Genomic DNA, 16,954 nt, shown 5'->3' with positions numbered 1-16,954 from the left:
TTCCGGTGCGCGCAATCGTGCACGCAAACTTGACGCCGGAATTCATCTATTATGCAGCGCCAGTCTGGAATTGTTCCAAACTATAGGCCATATTGACGCCAACCACTGTTATGTGAGGACACAATGCGGCTTACCCGTCAGACCAACTACGCCATGCGCATTCTGATGTATTGCGCCGCCAACACCGAGCGGTTGAGCCGCATCCCCGAGATCGCCGCCGCCTATTCGGTCTCGGAACTTTTCCTGTTCAAGATCCTGCAGCCGCTGGTCGAAAACGGCCTGATCGAAACGGTGCGCGGCAGGAATGGCGGCGTCAGGCTCGGCCGCGCGGCCGAATCAATCAGCCTGTTCGATGTCGTGCGGGTGACGGAGGAAAGCTTTGCCATGGCCGAGTGCTTCGAGAACGACGCCGCCGAATGCCCGCTGATTGACAGCTGCGCCTTGAATTCGGCATTGCGCGAAGCGCTCAACGCCTTCTTCGCCGTGCTGTCGCGCTACACGATCGCCGATCTGGTGGCGGCGCGCCCGAATGTGCGACACCTGCTCGGCATCGACATGCTGGTGCAAAGGGCGCCGGCCGCCTGATTTCTCTGATTGCCTAAGCTGCCGATTGCGGCAATACGAATGGCATGTTTGCGGCCGGCAACACGCCGACCTTCAGCCGGCAATCGAAGACCTTTTCGATCAGCTCGTCGCTGAGCACCTGTTGCGGCGAACCTGTAGCCGCGAGCTTGCCGCGATGCATGACGAAAATCCGGTCGGCATACATCGCCGTCAAATTGAGGTCGTGCAGGATGGCGACCACGCCGCCGCCGCATCTGGCGAAATCACGCGCGATGTCCATGATGATCAGCTGGTGTTTGATGTCGAGGCTGGACACCGGCTCGTCGAGGAACAAATAGCGCGGCTTGCCGTCGAGCACCGGCGCCCACACCTGGCACAGCACGCGGGCAAGCTGCACGCGCTGCTGCTCGCCGCCGGACAGCTCCTGGTAGAAGCGGCCGGCGAAACCGTCGAGGTCGACGCGCGCCAGCGCGCGTTCGGGCAGGCGCTGGTCCTCGCCGGGCAGCACACCGGAGCGCCCGCCGACCAGGCCGAGCCTGACGATCTCGCGCACCGTGAATGGAAACGACAGCGTCGCCGCCTGCGGCAGCACCGCGCGCACCGTCGCCGCCTCGACCGGCTTCATCGCGGATAGATTGCGGCCGTTGACGGTGACCTCTCCCGAATAAGCAAGATCGCCGGACAGTGCTCTGAGGAAGGTCGTCTTGCTCGAACCATTGGGGCCGACGATGGCCGCGATTTCGCCCGGCCGCGCCGCGAAATCGACATTGGCGACAATGCGCTTGCCGCCGATCGCCACCGAGACATCGCGCGCTTCGATCATAAGAGCCCCTTTTACAGGTCGATGACGCCGCGCTTGCGCAGCAGGATCCACAGGAAGAACGGGGCACCGGCGACCGCGGTGACGATGCCAATCGGCAATTCGGCCGGGGCAACGATGGTGCGGGCAACGGCGTCGGCCAACAGCAGCAGCGCGGCGCCGAGCAGCGCCGATGCCGGCAGCAGGTAACGGTTGTCGGGGCCGATCAGCAGGCGCAGCAGATGCGGCACCACGATGCCGACGAAGCCGATGCCGCCGCTGACGGCGACCGACGCGCCGACCGCCGCCGAGACGCCGACAATCGCGGTGTATTTCAGCCGCTGCACCGGAATGCCGAGATGGCCGGCCGTGGCCTCGCCGAGCGCCAGCGCGTTGAGGCCGCGCGCCAGGAACGGCATTGCCGCCAGCGCCAGCACGATGACCGGTCCGACCGAGCCGATCTTCTGCCAGGTGGCGCCGCCCAGCGAACCGAGCTGCCAGAAGGTCAGGTCGCGCAATTGCCGGTCGTCGGCCATGAAGATCAGGATGCCGGTCAGCGCCATGGCAAGCGCCGCCAGCGCGATGCCGGCGAGCAGCATGGTGGCGACCGAGGTCCGGCCCTGCCGTGTCGCGACCTGATAGAGCAGCAATGTCGTCGCCAGCCCGCCGCAGAACGCAGCCAGCGGCAGAGCCATCGTGCCGAGCGCCGAAGTCAGCGGCGCCAGCATGGTCGAGCCAAGCACGATGACGGCGACCGCACCGAGGCTCGATCCCGCCGAAACGCCGATCAGGCCGGGGTCGGCCAGCGGATTGCGGAACAGCCCCTGCATGACGGCACCGGAGACGGCAAGCGATGCGCCGATCAGCACGCCCAGAATGATGCGCGGCAGACGGATGTCATGGATGATCAGGCCGTCGCGGGCGCTCAACGCCGCGTCGCCGGGCAACGCGCCGAACAGCCAGTTGTGCATGACGCCGATGGCCGAGGCATCGGATGCGCCGGAGGTCAGCGACAACAGCACGGCGATAGCCAGCCCGACGCAGAGCAGCACGATGACGAGGCGGGCGCGCCGCGAGCGGTCACCCTCGGCGGCCGTCACCATAATTCCCGCCGCACCAGCGATCGAATGATCCGCCATCGCGCTCAATCCGTGACCTGGCCGCCATAGAGCGAGACGGCGAGGTCGTGGATAGCGTCGGCCGTGCGCGGGCCGAAGCCGAGCAGATAGCCGCCGTCCATGCGGATCAGCTTGCGGGCGGCACCCGCCGGCGTCGAAGCCACGGCAGGGTTCGAAAACAATTCGTCATCCGCGGTTGCCGGCCCGGCATTGTTCATCATCAGGATCGCGTCGGGCCTGGCTGTGATGACTGCCTCGTCCGACAATTGCTTGTAGCCGGCAAAGCCGTCGATGGCGTTGATGCCGCCCGCAAGCTTGATGATGCCGTCGGCTGCGGTGTCGCTGCCGGCGGCAAGCAGCTTGCCGCCCTGCATCGACAGCACGAACAGGATGCACTTGCGCTCCTTGATCGAGGCGGTCTGCTTTTCGGCTGCCTTCAGCCTGGCGTCGATCTGGACCGCCAGCGCATCGGCCTTGGCCTCGGTGCCGAGCGCCTTGCCGACGATGTGGATCTTTTCCAGAATGCCTTGATTATCATAGCGCTCGGGCACCTCGATGAACGGGATGCTTGATTTCTTCAAGACGTCGACGGCTTCTTTCGGTCCGCTGCCGTGCAGTGCCAATATGCCCGACGGATTGACCGACAGCACACCCTCCGGCGACAGCTGGCGCATGTAGCCGACATCCGGCAGCTCCGCCGCCGCTTGCGGATAGCGGCTGGTCGAATCGCGCGCGACAAGGCGATCCTGTTCGCCGAGCGCGTAGACGATCTCGGTGATCGAGCCGCCGATGGCCACGATCCTTGAGCGGTCGGCGAAAGTCGCGATGCCTTCGGCGGCCTGAGCCGGCATCAGCACGGCGAACGCCAGGAAAACAGCGGCCGCAGGACCAAGCGCCGACCTGGAGACCGATGCCAGCCTGGAGAATAGAACCATCATCGTTTCCTCAGGCTGCGGTCGGGCTTGGGATACGCGGCAGGTTTTCGGCCAGAAAGCGCCAGTCTTCGCGCTCGCTTTCGCCCTCATGCCGCTTACCGAAGAACTGGATGATCATCTTGCCGTCGGCGCCATAGACTTCGAGCGATGTGACATGGCCGTCCTTGGTCGGCTTGCGCACGGCCCAGACCTCATCGATGTGATCGGTCCGCAGGTGCAGATGGAAGGTCTCGTCGAGCACATTGAGCCATGGTCCCATCGGCTTGATCGAGGCGACGGGGCCGGAATGGATCTGGATGCAGCCGCGATTGCCGACAAAGCACATGATCGGCATGGCGCCAGCAGCGGCGTGGTTGAACATGGCGCTCACCGCATCCTTATCGACCAGCCAGGCATAATCCTGGCCGACCAAGCGCACCGCCTGGCGGCGGCTGAGCTTCAGTGTCTTCAACATGCCGAAGAACTGATGCACGTCGGTCAGCTGGCTCCAGCGGTCGCGCAGATCGTCGACGCTCGCCGAATTGTCCGCAGTCTCGGTCTCGTCGTCAGGCACGCCCGCTGAAATCGCCACCGTCGGTTCCTGGTTCGGCGATTCCAGCCCGGCCACCAGCCTCTGATAGGCGTAGAGGTTGGATGCTGGCCTGAGATGCACCTTGTGTACCGCCTCGCCTGCGGTGTCGAAGAACTGCAGGCTGCGTCGGATGTCGGCGCCGTCGCGCTTTTCCACGGCAAAGCCGTGCGCCCAGACTTTCGGGAAAATACGCAGGTCGATGTTTTCGCCGAGCACCATGGCATTGTGATTACCGGTGACGACCTTGTCGTAGACGCCGATCTTCTCGTGCACCGCGCTTTCGTTGCGGGTCAGCGCCATCACCTCACCGACAGCTTCGAGGCCAGTCAAAAGGTCGTTGACACGCGGCTCGACGCGCACGACGCCGTCGCCGCAATGCGCGGCGACCAGTTCGGCCTCCGAAATACCGAGCTGGGCGGCGAGGTCGCGCTCGCGCATTTTCGGATTGTCTGCCCGTGCCCGCCGGATCTCGTGCGGGGCGGGTTTTACGCGCTGGTCCATTTCTACCACCTACTTGTTGAGGATGAGCTTGCCCTGCCGGGTGATCTTCAGCCGGTACAGCGCACCATGATGCTCGATGCCGATCTCGTGCTCGCCCTGGAACAGCGTGTTGCTGGACAGCGTTCTCACGGCCGATTGGACCCGGTCGAAACGGACGGAATTTTCGTCGGAACGGCGGACGCGATAGCGAAAGTCGCTGGGATTGTGCGTGTTCATGGGTTCGCTCCCTGTTTTGTGCCGGGCATCTGGCTCGGCGCCTGCGTGAAATGCCGATTCAATTCTTGACTCGAATGGTCATGTTATCTAGCAGTGCAATACCGGAGTAAATGAGTCAACATTTAAGACGCCGGACGCGATGAAAAATGCCAGCGAGCCCCAAGCCAGCCAGCATCGAACATGGATTCTTGGAGTTCCAGCATGGGGTTGGCGAATTGGGGACGGCTGGCGGGCAGCGGCCTGGCACACTGGTCGACGGCAAGCAAAATGGGGTCTATGGCAAGCAAAATGGCCGCGTTGCTGGCCGGCGCGGCGGCGATCCCGCTGCTCGCCACACCGGCCGGCGCCCAGCAGGCCGCCCAACCGGCAGCCGACCAGCAGCAGACTGACCCGTCTCAACAGCCCGAAAAGGTAAAGCCGGCCCCGGCGGGTACCACGCTGCTCGACAAGATCCTGATCCTCAGCCGTACCGGCGAGACGGCGATCGAGTCGCTTGCTTCAGCCAGTCATGTCGACGAGGAACAGCTCGAGCGCCGCATGGCGACGACGCCCAACGAGATGCTGTTCGGTGTGCCGGGTGTCGCCGTCCAGGCCGACGCAAGGCGTGTCAGTTCCAGCATCAACATCCGCGGCCTGCAGGATTTCGGCCGCGTCTCCGTCATCGTCGACGGCGCCCGTCAGAATTTTCAGCGCTCGGATCACGGTACGCAATCGACCTTCTACATCGATCCCGAACTGATCAAATCCATCGATGTGATCCGCGGCCCGGTCGCCAATACCTACGGCTCCGGGGCGATCGGCGGCGTCGTCTTTTTCGACACCAAGGATGCTCAGGATTTCCTCAAGCCGGACGAGACCTGGGCGGCATCCGCGACCGGGCGCTACGAAACCAACGGCGAAGGCTGGAGCACCAGCGCCACCGGCGCGTACCGGATAAACGAGAATTGGGACGTGCTCGGCAACATCGTCTACCGCGACTTTGACGACTACAAGTATGGCGGCGGCGACACTGTAGCGGGCACTGGCTTCGATGTCTTGAGCGGCCTGCTCAAGACGACCATCCGCCCCAGCGAAAACAGCGAGCTGAAGCTCGGTTGGATCGGCTCGAACGACGGATGGACCGAGACCAGCGGCAGCGCGCCGGTGAACGACGCCGACCTGAAGGCGAATACCTTCACGGCCCGCTACAACATCACCGACGAAGACAAGAGCTGGCTCGATCTCCACATCAACGCCTCCTACAACAAGACCAAGCTCGATCTGACGACCCTTGTCGCGCAAAACCGGTTTGATCCGGTCACCGGCCTGCCTGTGGTTCTGCCGGCGGGTTCGAAATCGACGTTCGACATCGGCACCTCCGGCATCGACATTTGGAACACGTCGAGATTCGAGACCGTCGGCATTGCGCATGAGCTGACCTATGGCGGCGACTGGGTTGCCGACGATGTCGAGACAGGCGGCACGGCGGGCGGCGACAGTTTCTACACGCCCTCGGGCGATAGAAACGTCTCCGGCGCTTACGTTCAGGACAAGCTCACCTGGGACTGGCTCGAGGTCATCGCCGGGCTGCGTTACGATAGCTACAAGCTCGACAGCGATGTCGGCGAAACCTCTGGCAACCGGCTGTCGCCACGCATCACAGTGGGCATTTCGCCCTTCGAAACCGCCAGCCTTTCCGGGCTGCAATTCTACGGCACCTATGCGGAAGGCTACCGTTCTCCGTCGCTGTCGGAGACGCTGATCAGCGGCAATCATCCGGCAGGCGTCAGCTTCCCGTTCCTCCCCAATCCCAATCTCAAGCCCGAAACCGGCAAGACCGTGGAATTCGGCGTCAACTACAGCACCAACGGCGTCATCCAGGCCGACGACGCGCTGCGACTGAAGGCGGCCTATTTCAACAACAATGTCGACGATTACATCGACGGCGTAACTCTATCGGCGTTCGACCCTACCAGCGGCTGCCCGTTCGGTCCGGGCATACCGATCTGTTTCCAGTATCAGAATTTCGCCAAGGCCAAGATTCACGGCTTCGAGATGGAGGGCGTCTACGACGCAGCGTGGGGCTTTGCCGGCCTTTCCGCCTCGTTCACCGATGGCCACACGATTTCCTATGAAGGCGAACGGGCGGACCTAGTCACCGTCCCCTCCTCCCAGGTCACCGGGCAACTCGGCTTTCGCTTCCTCGAGGACAGGCTGACCATCGGCGGTGAGGTGCAATACAACGGCAAGCCGCAGGGCAACGCGGTGGCCAAGGACTATACGCTGGTCAATGCCTTCGCCAGCTATCAGGCGTCCGACAATTTCAAGGTCGATTTCCGCGCCGACAATCTGTTCGACGTCAAATATGCCAACCCGCTGAACGCGTCGACCACGAGTGTCGTCTACGAGCCCGGCGTCACCCTGAAGCTGGCGGCGACGATGAGGTTTGGAGGCTGACGACAATGACAAGCATGACGGCATCCCTTCGTCTGTTCGCCGCGGTGCTGGCAATATCGCTTGCGGCGCCTCCGGCATGGACACAACAGCAAGCGCCGGCGCTTCTCCTCGAGCTCAACGGCGCGCAGCCTTCCGACAAGGGCTGCCGCCTGACCTTCGTGGTCACCAACAATCTCGGCGCCGGTCTGTCCAAGGCGGCATTCGAGATCGCGCTGTTCAACGAGGCCGGTGTCGTCGATCGGCTGACCGTGCTCGATTTCAAGGAGCTGCCGTCAGGCAAGACCAAGGTGACGCGTTTCGACCTTGCCGGCACCGATTGCGGCAAGGTTAGCCGCGTGTTGATCAACAGCGCCACGGAATGCGCCGGCGCCGAGCCGAATGCCTGCATGCGCGGGCTGAAGACGCAGACCAGGACCGGCATCGCCTTCGGGGTCTGAATTTGGGACTGGAACCCGCATTCGCGCGAAACACCGTGGCGTGGCCGCTAGCCGGTTTGCTGCCGCCGGAGCCGGACGATCCGGATTTCGCCATCCCGCGCGGGGCGCCGCGTGTTTCGCCGCGCGACAGGCCGGAAGACAGTTACATCGCCGATGCCGACGGCGACTTGACTGCGGTACCAGTGGAGCCATTGCGGCAGGCACGACAGAAGCAGCGGCGCCGCAATTGGACGGTCGCGATCGCCTGCTCTTGCGCATTCCACGTAGCCGTGGCGCTGGCCTTTCTCACGCTGCCGGACGACCGGCCAAGGATCGAGGGTGCCGACCAGCAAGGCGAAATGCTGCTCGGCGCCGAGCCGCAGCAGGCGGCCGGCGATGTCGGAGACGACCCGGAAGTGGCCAACGTAACGATGGTGACCATGCTCGACGCCAAGCCCGTCGAAACGGTCGAGGCGCAGGCGACCGCGGCTGAGGAGACACTCCAGCCGGTCACTGACGCGGCGAAGACGTCGGACATCGAGGTGGTCGAGCCGGTCAGCGAGGCCGCCAAAGAAACTGCACTTGCCGATCGCACAGAGCCGGCACCTGCGCAGCCGGCGCGCCAGGACCCATCGCCCGACATTCTTGCGACCGACAGGCTGGTGCCTGCCGACGACAATGCCGTGCCGCCGCCAGTCAGCGCCACCGAAACGGCCGAGCCTGCCGAGACAAGCGCACCGGCACCAGCCGATCCGACGCCAGCCGAAACAGTTCAGACGACCGAGACCGTCGGCGCGGCGGAAGAACCGAAGCCGAACAGGCCGGAGCCCAAGCAGCCGAAGAAGGCAACCGCAAAGAACAAGCCGGCCAAGAAGGCCGAACCAAACGAGCCTGAAAAGCCGGCCCTGCGCAAGAAGGCGGCCAAGGCACTTGCCAAAGCCGATTCCAAGAAGAGAAAGACCGGCTCCGGCGGCCGTGACGAAACGGATGTCGCGCGCGGCACGGCCGACGGCAAGAAGGACGGCAAGATCCTGACCGCCAGCAGGGGCGGCAAATCAGGCGTCGGCAATGCAGCCGTCACGAACTATCCCGGCAAGATCCGGTCAAAGCTGGTGCGGGCCCTCAATTCGACACGCACGCGCGCCACTGGCACGGCTACCGTTGCCTTTACCGTCGGCTCGAACGGCAGCGTCCGGTCGGCCAGGCTGACGGGCAGTTCGGGTGTTGCCGCGCTGGACAAGGCCGCACTCGACGCAGTCCGCCGGGCTTCTCCGTTTCCCCCTATTCCAGACGGAGCCGGTCGCTCGGCCTGGCAGTTCGAAGTGCCGCTCGGTATTAGGTAACGATCGTCCTCATGCGGGCACCAAAGTCGGCGCCGCCCCTGCCCGCGATGAGCGAGCCGTAGCGAAACCCTCAGGCCGCAGCCAGCAGGCTGGCATTGCCGCCCGCCGCCGTGGTGTCGACGCACACGGCGCGCTCGTGCGCATAGGCGGCCGGATAATAGACTTCGCTGACCAGCGGCACGATCGGGCCGGCGCGCTCGGCGATGACCTTGCGCACGATGCGCGCGGCCTCGGGCGTGCCAGAAAAGGCCACGACATCGACCCGCAGCGAGCGCGCTTCGACCGGGTCCGGTCTACCGTCGATGGCCGCCAGCGGCAGGCCCTTGCCGGTCAGCGCCGACAGCGCTGCCGGCGCGCCGGGCGCGACGGCGAGCACCGCATTGCCGGCGGATAGCGCCTGGATCGCCTGGGCAAGCAGCGTATCCGCGTCGGGACCGAGGCAGAGCACGCGCCCGCGGGGCGACAGCGACAGCGTGTTTGCCTCACCGGTCGGCCCGGGCAGGTCGACCTGGCCGAAATCGACGGCGGCTGCAGCGCCGATGGCCGCGGCGCCCTTGCCGCGCAGATGTTTCCTCAGGATGGCGACGCGATCCGGCCGCGTCGACCAGCCGCCAAACGCCGGGTCCGGCAGATTGTCGGCGAGCTCGGTCGCAGTCACCTTGCGGCCTTCGGCAAGATGGGTGCCGGCCTCCGGCCCCTTGCGGAAGCGCCGGAGATAATGTGGCCCGCCGGCCTTCGGCCCGGTGCCGGAAAGCCCCTCGCCGCCGAACGGCTGCGCGCCGACGACGGCGCCGATCTGGTTGCGGTTGACATAGATGTTGCCGGCATGGATGCCATCGACGAAATGCTGGGCGCGGCCTTCGATGCGGGTGTGCAGGCCGAAGGTCAGGCCATAGCCTTTGCGGTTGATCGCGGCGATCACCGCATCGATCTCGTCGGCATCGAAGGTGGCGACGTGCAGCACCGGGCCGAACACCTCGCGCTCCAACTCCTCGATGCCCTTGACTCGAAAGACGTGCGGCGCAACGAAGCGGCCGTCCTTCGGTGCTTCGAGCTTGGCAATCAGCCGGCCCTGCAGGCCCATTTTGGTGCAATAGTCGCGGATCGACGCTTGCGCCTCGTCGTCGATGACCGGGCCGACATCGGTCGAGATCCGCCACGGGTCGCCGAGGCTGAGCGCTTCCATCGCGCCTTTCAGCATCTCAAGCATCTTCTTCTCGACGTCCTTCTGCACGTAGAGCATGCGCAATGCCGAGCAGCGCTGGCCGGCACTCTGGAAGGCGGAGGCGAGGATGTCGCGCACCGCCTGTTCCGGCAGCGCAGTGGAATCGACGATCATGGCGTTCAGGCCGCCGGTCTCGGCGATCAGCATGGCGTCGGGCGCGGCGGTGTCGGCGAGCTGCTTTTCGATCAGCTTGGCGACCTCGGTCGAGCCGGTGAAGCAGACCCCGGCAATGCGCGGATCGGCGGTCAGCGGGCCGCCGACCGAGGGACCGTCGCCGGGCAGAAGCTGGATGACGTCTTCCGGCACGCCGGCCTCGCGCAGCAGCTGGACGGCGCGGAAGGCGATCAGCGGCGTCTGCTCGGCCGGTTTGGCGATCACCGAATTGCCGGTGACGAGTGCTGCCGCAATCTGCCCGGTGAAGATGGCCAGCGGGAAATTCCACGGCGAGATGCAGGCGATGGCGCCGCGCGCCTCGGTGCCCGCCTCGCCATTGGCGGCCTCAGCCGCATAGTAGCGCAGGAAATCGACCGCCTCGCGCACCTCGGCGACGCCGTCGGCCAATGACTTACCGGCCTCGCGTGAGGCCAGCGCGAAGAACTCGACGGCGTTCGCCTCATAGAGGTCGGCCGCCCGGTTGAGGATGGCGGCGCGCTCGGCGACCGGGCGTCTTGCCCATGCCGGTTGTGCCTCGACGGCGATGCGCACGGCGGTCTCGACCTGCTTGGCGCCGGCCTCGCTGACCGTGCCGACCACTTCCGAAGGTTTTGCCGGATTGACGACCGGACGCTGCTTGCCATAGCCGGCAGCGCGGCTGACCGGCTTGGCGTGCCAGCGCTCCGGCCCGGCGAACTCGGCCCTGGCCTTGTCGATCGCCGCCAGCGTCAGCGTGTCGGTGATGTCGAAACCCCTGGAATTGCGCCGGCCGGGGCCAAAGATCGCCGACGGCGGCACGATCGCCGGATTGGCGGCGGGGCCTTGTTTCTCCACCGTTTCGAGCGGGTCGCGGGCGATGTCCTCGGGCTCGACCTCCTCGTCGGTGAGCTGGTGGACAAACGAGGAGTTGGCGCCGTTCTCCAGCAGCCGGCGGACCAGATAGGCGAGCAGGTCGGAATGCGCGCCGACCGGCGCATAGATGCGGCAGCGCGTGCCTTCGGCCTTGCGCACCGTCTCGTGCAGTGCTTCGCCCATGCCGTGCAGCCGCTGGAACTCGAATGTATCGCGGTCCGTCGTCATCGACAGGATGGCGGCGACGGTGTGGGCGTTGTGGGTGGCGAATTGCGGATAGATGCGATCGGTCATCGCCAACAGCTTCTTCGCGCAGGCCAGGTAGGACACGTCGGTGTTGGCCTTGCGGGTAAAGACCGGATAGCCGTCGAGCCCGAGCGTCTGCGCCCGCTTGATTTCGGTGTCCCAATAGGCGCCCTTGACCAGCCGCACCATGATGCTGCGGTCGTATTTCCTCGCCAGTTCGTAGAGCCAGTCGATAACGAAGGCGGCGCGCGGGCCATAGGCCTGCACGACGACGCCAAAACCGTTCCAGCCGGCAAGCTCCGGCTCGGCCAGCACCCGCTCGATGACGTCGAGCGACAAATCGAGGCGGTCGGCTTCCTCGGCGTCGATGTTGAGGCCCATGCGCGAATGGCGCGCCGCCAGCGCCAGCGACAATAGCCGCTCGGCCATGACGGGCAGCATCTTTTCCTTCTGCGTCACTTCATAGCGCGGATGCAGCGCCGACAGTTTTACCGAGATGCCGTGATTCTGGCGGATGTCGGGGCCGTTGGCGCCGGCATCGAGCGAGGAGATGGCGTCGGCATATGCCTTGAGGTAGCGCAGCGCGTCGGCCTCGGTGCGGGCCGCCTCGCCCAGCATGTCGAAGGAATAGAGATAGCCTTTCTGCGTCATCGGCCGGCCGCGCCTGACGGCTTCGGCAATGGTGCGGCCGAGCACGAATTGCTCGCCCATCTCGCGCATCGCCGCCGCCACCGCCTTGCGGATGACCGGCTCGCCCAGCCGGCGCACCATGGCGCGCAGCGTGCCTTCGATGCCGCCCTCGCCTTCGTCGAGCACGCGGCCGGTCAGCATCAGCGCCCAGGTCGACGCATTGATGAAGATCGAGCTCGAGCCGCCCGAATGCGCCGACCAGTCGTGCGGCGCAATCTTGTCGGCGATGAGGTCGTCCATCGTCTCGGTGTCGGGCACGCGCAGCAGCGCCTCGGCCAGGCACATCAGCGCCACGCCCTCCTTGGTCGAGAGACCATAGGCTGACAGGAAGACCTCCATCAGCCGCGGATCGGACGAGCCGCGCACCGCGCGCACCAGATCGGCGGCACGGGCCGAAATCGCCTTGCGGTCTTGCGCGGACAGCCCGGCCGCCTCGGCCAGCCGCTTCACCGCCTGGTCTTCGTCGGGCAAATAATTGGCACGGATCTGCTGGCGGATGGTGTCGAGCGCTGGCATGGCGGTCCTGTATAAGGGAGCGGGCCGGCGGTCACCGGACCGAATGGCGCAAGCTAACATAAGTAGGGATTCCAGTCGGTCCAAAGAAATCGACAGCACAGGTCGATCGATCTATCATTAGGACTGATCACCTCCAATTCGACCAGGAATCCAATGACAGAAGACCAATTGGACCGGATCGACAGGAACATCCTGTCGGCGTTGGGTAGCAATGGCCGGCTTTCCATGTCGGATCTGGCGGCGAAAGTCGGCCTGTCGAAGACGCCGGTGCAGGCTCGAGTCAAGCGGCTGGAGAAGGACGGCTTCATCAGGGGCTACCAGGCGATCATCGACCGTGAGCGCATGGGCGAAGGCCATGTCGCCTTCGTCCAGGTGAAACTGTCCGACACCCGCTCGGCCGCGCTCGACGCCTTCAACCGCGCCGTGCAGGCGGTGCCGGAGATCGAGCAGTGCCACATGATGGCGTCGAGCTTCGACTATCTGCTGAAGGTCCGCACCACCGACATCGCCGCCTACCGCCGCGTGCTCGGCGAGCGCATCTCGGCCCTGCCGCACGTCGCCCAGACCTCGACCTTCGTGGCGATGGAGACGGTGAAGGATCGGTAGGAGAGCGCTGCTGTTGTCCCGCCAACCTCACTCCGCCAGCGTCTTCAGAAACGCCACCAGCGCCGCGCGTTCGCGATCCGAAAGCTGCAGCGGATGGATCTCGGATGTGCCTTCGACACTTGCCGGCGCCTTGGAATAATGCGCCACCACTTCGTCGAGCGAGGAAAACTGCCCGGCATGCATGTAGGGCGGACGGGTGGCCGCGCCGCGCAGCGACGGGGTCTTGTAGGCACGGACGAGTTCCGGCCCGGCCTTGACCATGAAGCGCAGTTCGCGGCAGGCGCTGGCATCGCCGTCGCGAAAGGCACCGAAGCAGTTGAACGGATCGGCCTCGACCTGCGCCACCGCGTCGACACGGCCGCGATCCGGCGGCAGGCCCGCGACCGGCGGCACGCCGGTGTTGTGGAAGCTGCCGTCGGTAAGACGCGGGCCATTGTGGCAGGTCACGCAATTGGCCTTGCCGATGAACAGCTTCAGGCCGAGGATTTCCTCCGGCGAAAAGGCGGCGTCGCCTTTCGGCTCGGCGCCCGCAGCCAGGTCGATGGCAAAGCGGTCGAAGCGTGTCTGCGGCGGCGCGATCGAGCGCTCGAAGGCGGCGATCGCCTTGCCGATATTGGCAAAGACGCGGTTGACGTCCTCGGCTTGGCTGGCGGGCATGGCGTTCCAGGCCGCCTTCTCGGCATCGGTGCCGAGCGGGCTGGCATTGGCCGGCACGCTCGAAAGGTCAGGCAGCGGCCCGAAGATGCGCTCGTAGCGCTCGCCGAAGCGGGCCTTGATGTAATGCGCGAAGGCGGCGCGGTTGCCGGCCTGCTCCAGCGGATTTTCGAGCGGTGTCAGCGCTTGCGCCCACAGGCTGTCGCGCCGCCCGTCCCAGAAGAACCAGGGATCATGCGCGACGCCGGCCAACGGCATGGTACGACGGTTGGTGCGGCCGACGCCGACAGCTTGCGGCAGGTCGTCCTGGAATTGGCGGTCGATCTTGTGGCAGGTCGAGCACGATACCGTGTCGTCGCCGCTCATCCCGGTGTCGAAGAACAGCGTCGAGCCCAGTGCCGCTGCGGCCGGCACATCGGCGAAGCGATTGGTGGTGTCGGGCTTCAGCGGCGGCAGCTTGGACAGGGCCAGCGAGGCGATGGTCTGCTTTTCGGCATCGGAAAACTCCGGTCTGCCGCAGCCGGCAAGCACGGCCACCACCACCAACGCGAGAAGACTGGAAAACCGGGCCATCAGTGGCTCACAGCACCACGTTGAAGACGACAGTGTCCGAACCGGCCGCAGCGGAAATGGCAAAATGCAATTGCCACCACCCGCTCATCGTGAATTTCACGCCGTCGATGCGATAGCGCCCCTCGCCGAGGTAATCGGTCGCCTGCGGGCTGGTCGGCAGACCGTGCTTGTGCTGCGGCATGCCGCCGGAAATCGTTATCGCAGCACCTTCCACCGGCGCACCCTCGACGGTTCTCAGCGTCAGCAGCCAGGATTCCAGTTCGCCCTGCCGGATGACGCCCTTCTCGGGCTCGAAAGTCGCCACGAACAGCTTGTTCGCTGCCGTCTTGGAACGGCCTACGTCCGAGCTTGGTTGCGGCGCATGCGGCGCCGTCAGATAGACGACGGCCAGCACGCCGGCGAGCAAGGTAGCCAAGCCGAGGCCTCCAAGAAGATAACGCCATAACGATGCCAAACCTATTCCTGTTCTGCGGATAACGTTTCGCTGGGCAGATCGCGTCCCACGCCCCTGTGGGAAATTGCCCCCAGTGCAAGAATCCGCCGTCGCCAAGCATGGCGCTGCCGGCAGCAAAAAGCTACAGCACCGCAATTGCAGGATGGAGGAGTACTTCATGGCAGGAAACGGCATCGCCTCGATCGGCGAGTGCATGCTCGAGCTTTCGGGGCAGGTCGGGCCGAACTGGCGCATGGGCTTTGCCGGCGACACGTTCAACACTTTGTGGGCGCTGCATGCCTTGAGCGGCGAGCGGCCGGCGACCTATGTGTCGGCCTTCGGCGACGACCCGTTCTCACGCGACCAGATCAAGTTCCTGGCCGAGAACGGCATCGGCATCGGCGCCAGCCCGGTGATAGCGGGCGCCCGCCCCGGCCTCTATGCGATCACGCTGACCGGCGCTGAACGTTCTTTCACCTATTGGCGGGCCGATGCGGCCGCAAGGCAGTTGGCTTCGGACCCAGCCGCTTTGCAGAAAAGCCTTGAAAACCAGGCGCTTGTCTATTTTTCCGGAATCACTTTGGCAATCCTCGACGACGACGCACGCGAGGTGCTGCTGACGGCCGTGGCCAAGGCGCGCGCGGCCGGCTCGCTGATCGCCTTCGATCCCAACTACCGGCTGCGGCTGTGGCGCCGGCGCGAGGAAGCGCAGGCCGCGATCCTCGAGGCGCTCGCCGTCGCCGACATCGCACTACCCACCTTTCCCGATGAGCAGATGCTGTTTGGTGATACGACATCGCAGGAAACAGCTGAACGGCTGCGAAAACTGGTTGGCGAAGTCGTCGTCAAGAACGGCGAGGAACCGGCGCTGATCGCGCAAAACGGAACCTTGCAATCGGTGCCGGCGGTACACGTGGCCAACCCGGTCGACACCACCGGCGCCGGCGACTCCTTCAACGGCGCCTATCTCGCCGCTCGCCTTGCCGGCCATGCCCCGGCAGAAGCCGTGCTGCGCGCCCATCGCGTCGCCGCCGCCGTCGTGCAGGTGCGCGGCGCGCTGGCACCGTTCGAGACGCTGAGGGCAGCGTTCGAGGCGCCTGCTATCTGACCTTGATGACGACCTTGCCCTTGGCGCGTCCTGTTTCGACATAGGCCAGGGCGTCATTGGTCGCTTCGAATGGAAAGACCCGATCCAAAACCGGGCGGATCGCGCCGGCTTCGATGAGGGCGGTGATTTTGCTCAGCTGATCGCCCTGCGCCCACATGAAAAGGAACGAAAACTGCACACCACGGCGCTTGGCTTTGGCCCGAATTCCGCGGCTGAGTAGGCGCAGCACCAGCCTCAGCATCAAATTCAGTCCCTTTTCCCTGCCAAATTCGGGATCCGGCGGACCCGAGATGGAGATGAGCTTCCCACCCGGTTTCAGCACGCTCAGAGATTTTTCCAGTGTTTTGGCGTCCTGGCTGTTCAAGACGACATCGTAGCCCGACAGAACTTTCTCGAAGTCGTCTTTCCTGTAGTCGACGACGACATCGGCGCCGAGACTTTTCACCAGATCGCCACTCGCCGCGCTGGCGGTTGTCGCAACGGTCGCGCCGAGGTGCTTGGCCAACTGAATAGCAAATATCCCGACGCCGCCGGAACCAGCCTGAATGAACACCTTCTGTCCCTTCTTCAGGTTTGCCCTGTCGATAAGCGTCTGCCAGGCGGTGAGACCGACCAGGGGAATCGAGGCCGCCTCTTCCATGCTGAGATTCTCAGGCTTGAGCGCCACGTCGGCTTCATTGACGGCAATGAATTCGGCGAATGTCCCAATCCGGCCATCGCGCGGCCGCGCATAGACCTCGTCGCCGGCTTTGAACTTGCCGACCTTGGATCCCACGCGAACAACCTTCCCGGCCACGTCGTGGCCCAGGGTGAAGGGCCGGTGATAGGGCAGGATGAGTTTAAATTCTCCGGTTCTGACCTTGGAATCGAGCAGGTTCACCCCTGCGGCATGGACCTCGACCAGAACATCGCTGTCCTGGAGCTCCGGCTCCGGCATTTCGGCCAGCCGCAGGGTGCCCTTTTTATTATACTTATCGACAACGAATGCCTTCATGGCAG

General features: G+C 64.8%; 15 protein-coding genes. 6 read left to right on the top strand and 9 right to left on the bottom strand.

Going from position 1 to position 16,954, the window contains the following annotated elements; translation table 11 throughout:
- The first annotated feature begins 123 nt into the window (after window positions 1-123).
- A complete protein-coding gene (rirA, locus tag NKH13_RS17650) occupies window positions 124-585 on the top strand; it encodes an iron-responsive transcriptional regulator RirA (RefSeq protein WP_352721072.1) in 462 nt (153 codons plus the stop codon).
- 13 nt (window positions 586-598) lie between these two features.
- Here rirA and NKH13_RS17645 read toward each other — a convergent pair whose 3' ends face one another.
- From NKH13_RS17645 to hemP, 5 genes are read right to left on the bottom strand one after another with little or no spacing between them, the layout of a single operon-like run.
- Window positions 599-1,387: a heme ABC transporter ATP-binding protein gene (locus NKH13_RS17645; protein WP_352721074.1), complete on the bottom strand. Its 789-nt coding sequence runs from the start codon at window positions 1,385-1,387 to the stop codon at window positions 599-601.
- A gap of 11 nt (window positions 1,388-1,398) precedes the next feature.
- Entirely contained in the window at window positions 1,399-2,502 is a 1,104-nt protein-coding gene (locus NKH13_RS17640; RefSeq protein WP_352721076.1) for a FecCD family ABC transporter permease, read from the bottom strand.
- A 5-nt stretch (window positions 2,503-2,507) separates the two neighbouring features.
- A complete protein-coding gene (locus NKH13_RS17635; RefSeq protein ID WP_352721078.1) occupies window positions 2,508-3,416 on the bottom strand; it encodes a heme/hemin ABC transporter substrate-binding protein in 909 nt (302 codons plus the stop codon).
- 10 nt (window positions 3,417-3,426) lie between these two features.
- On the bottom strand, window positions 3,427-4,488 hold the full coding sequence (locus NKH13_RS17630) for a hemin-degrading factor (protein ID WP_352913321.1): 1,062 nt from the start codon (window positions 4,486-4,488) through the stop codon (window positions 3,427-3,429).
- Window positions 4,489-4,497: 9 nt separating this feature from the next.
- Window positions 4,498-4,704, bottom strand: coding sequence for a hemin uptake protein HemP (gene hemP / locus NKH13_RS17625; protein WP_352451949.1), 207 nt, complete (start codon window positions 4,702-4,704; stop codon window positions 4,498-4,500).
- A 288-nt stretch (window positions 4,705-4,992) separates the two neighbouring features.
- Between hemP and NKH13_RS17620 the strand changes: the two genes are divergently transcribed.
- From NKH13_RS17620 to NKH13_RS17610, 3 genes are read left to right on the top strand one after another with little or no spacing between them, the layout of a single operon-like run.
- Window positions 4,993-7,140, top strand: a complete 2,148-nt coding sequence (locus tag NKH13_RS17620; RefSeq protein ID WP_352913415.1) for a TonB-dependent hemoglobin/transferrin/lactoferrin family receptor — start codon at window positions 4,993-4,995, stop codon at window positions 7,138-7,140.
- A 5-nt stretch (window positions 7,141-7,145) separates the two neighbouring features.
- Window positions 7,146-7,577, top strand: coding sequence for a hypothetical protein (locus NKH13_RS17615; protein ID WP_352913320.1), 432 nt, complete (start codon window positions 7,146-7,148; stop codon window positions 7,575-7,577).
- A 2-nt stretch (window positions 7,578-7,579) separates the two neighbouring features.
- Window positions 7,580-8,899: an energy transducer TonB family protein gene (locus NKH13_RS17610; RefSeq protein WP_352913318.1), complete on the top strand. Its 1,320-nt coding sequence runs from the start codon at window positions 7,580-7,582 to the stop codon at window positions 8,897-8,899.
- A 70-nt stretch (window positions 8,900-8,969) separates the two neighbouring features.
- Here the strand turns inward: NKH13_RS17610 and putA are convergent, their stop codons facing one another.
- Window positions 8,970-12,581 carry a bifunctional proline dehydrogenase/L-glutamate gamma-semialdehyde dehydrogenase PutA gene (gene putA, locus NKH13_RS17605; protein ID WP_352913317.1) on the bottom strand — a complete coding sequence of 1,204 codons (3,612 nt, stop codon included), beginning with the start codon at window positions 12,579-12,581 and terminating at the stop codon, window positions 8,970-8,972.
- A gap of 153 nt (window positions 12,582-12,734) precedes the next feature.
- On the opposite strand from putA, the gene NKH13_RS17600 reads away from it, so the two are divergent.
- The gene (locus tag NKH13_RS17600) at window positions 12,735-13,187 is read left to right on the top strand and encodes an Lrp/AsnC family transcriptional regulator (protein WP_352568904.1); all 453 of its coding nucleotides are present in this window, start codon (window positions 12,735-12,737) and stop codon (window positions 13,185-13,187) included.
- A gap of 27 nt (window positions 13,188-13,214) precedes the next feature.
- Here the strand turns inward: NKH13_RS17600 and NKH13_RS17595 are convergent, their stop codons facing one another.
- A complete protein-coding gene (locus NKH13_RS17595; RefSeq protein WP_352913316.1) occupies window positions 13,215-14,414 on the bottom strand; it encodes a cytochrome-c peroxidase in 1,200 nt (399 codons plus the stop codon).
- 7 nt (window positions 14,415-14,421) lie between these two features.
- Entirely contained in the window at window positions 14,422-14,868 is a 447-nt protein-coding gene (locus tag NKH13_RS17590) for a FixH family protein (RefSeq protein WP_352913315.1), read from the bottom strand.
- A 157-nt stretch (window positions 14,869-15,025) separates the two neighbouring features.
- On the opposite strand from NKH13_RS17590, the gene NKH13_RS17585 reads away from it, so the two are divergent.
- On the top strand, window positions 15,026-15,955 hold the full coding sequence (locus NKH13_RS17585) for a sugar kinase (protein WP_352913314.1): 930 nt from the start codon (window positions 15,026-15,028) through the stop codon (window positions 15,953-15,955).
- Here the strand turns inward: NKH13_RS17585 and NKH13_RS17580 are convergent.
- Window positions 15,948-16,949 (bottom strand): NADP-dependent oxidoreductase, encoded by a 1,002-nt coding sequence (locus NKH13_RS17580; RefSeq protein ID WP_352913313.1) that lies wholly within the window; start codon window positions 16,947-16,949, stop codon window positions 15,948-15,950. The genes NKH13_RS17585 and NKH13_RS17580 overlap by 8 nt on opposite strands.
- Window positions 16,950-16,954: the final 5 nt, after the last annotated feature.

The organism is Mesorhizobium sp. M1348, assembly GCF_040317925.1.
Classification (GTDB): Bacteria; Pseudomonadota; Alphaproteobacteria; order Rhizobiales; family Rhizobiaceae; genus Mesorhizobium.
This window is presented reverse-complemented; position numbering and strand designations above follow the sequence as displayed.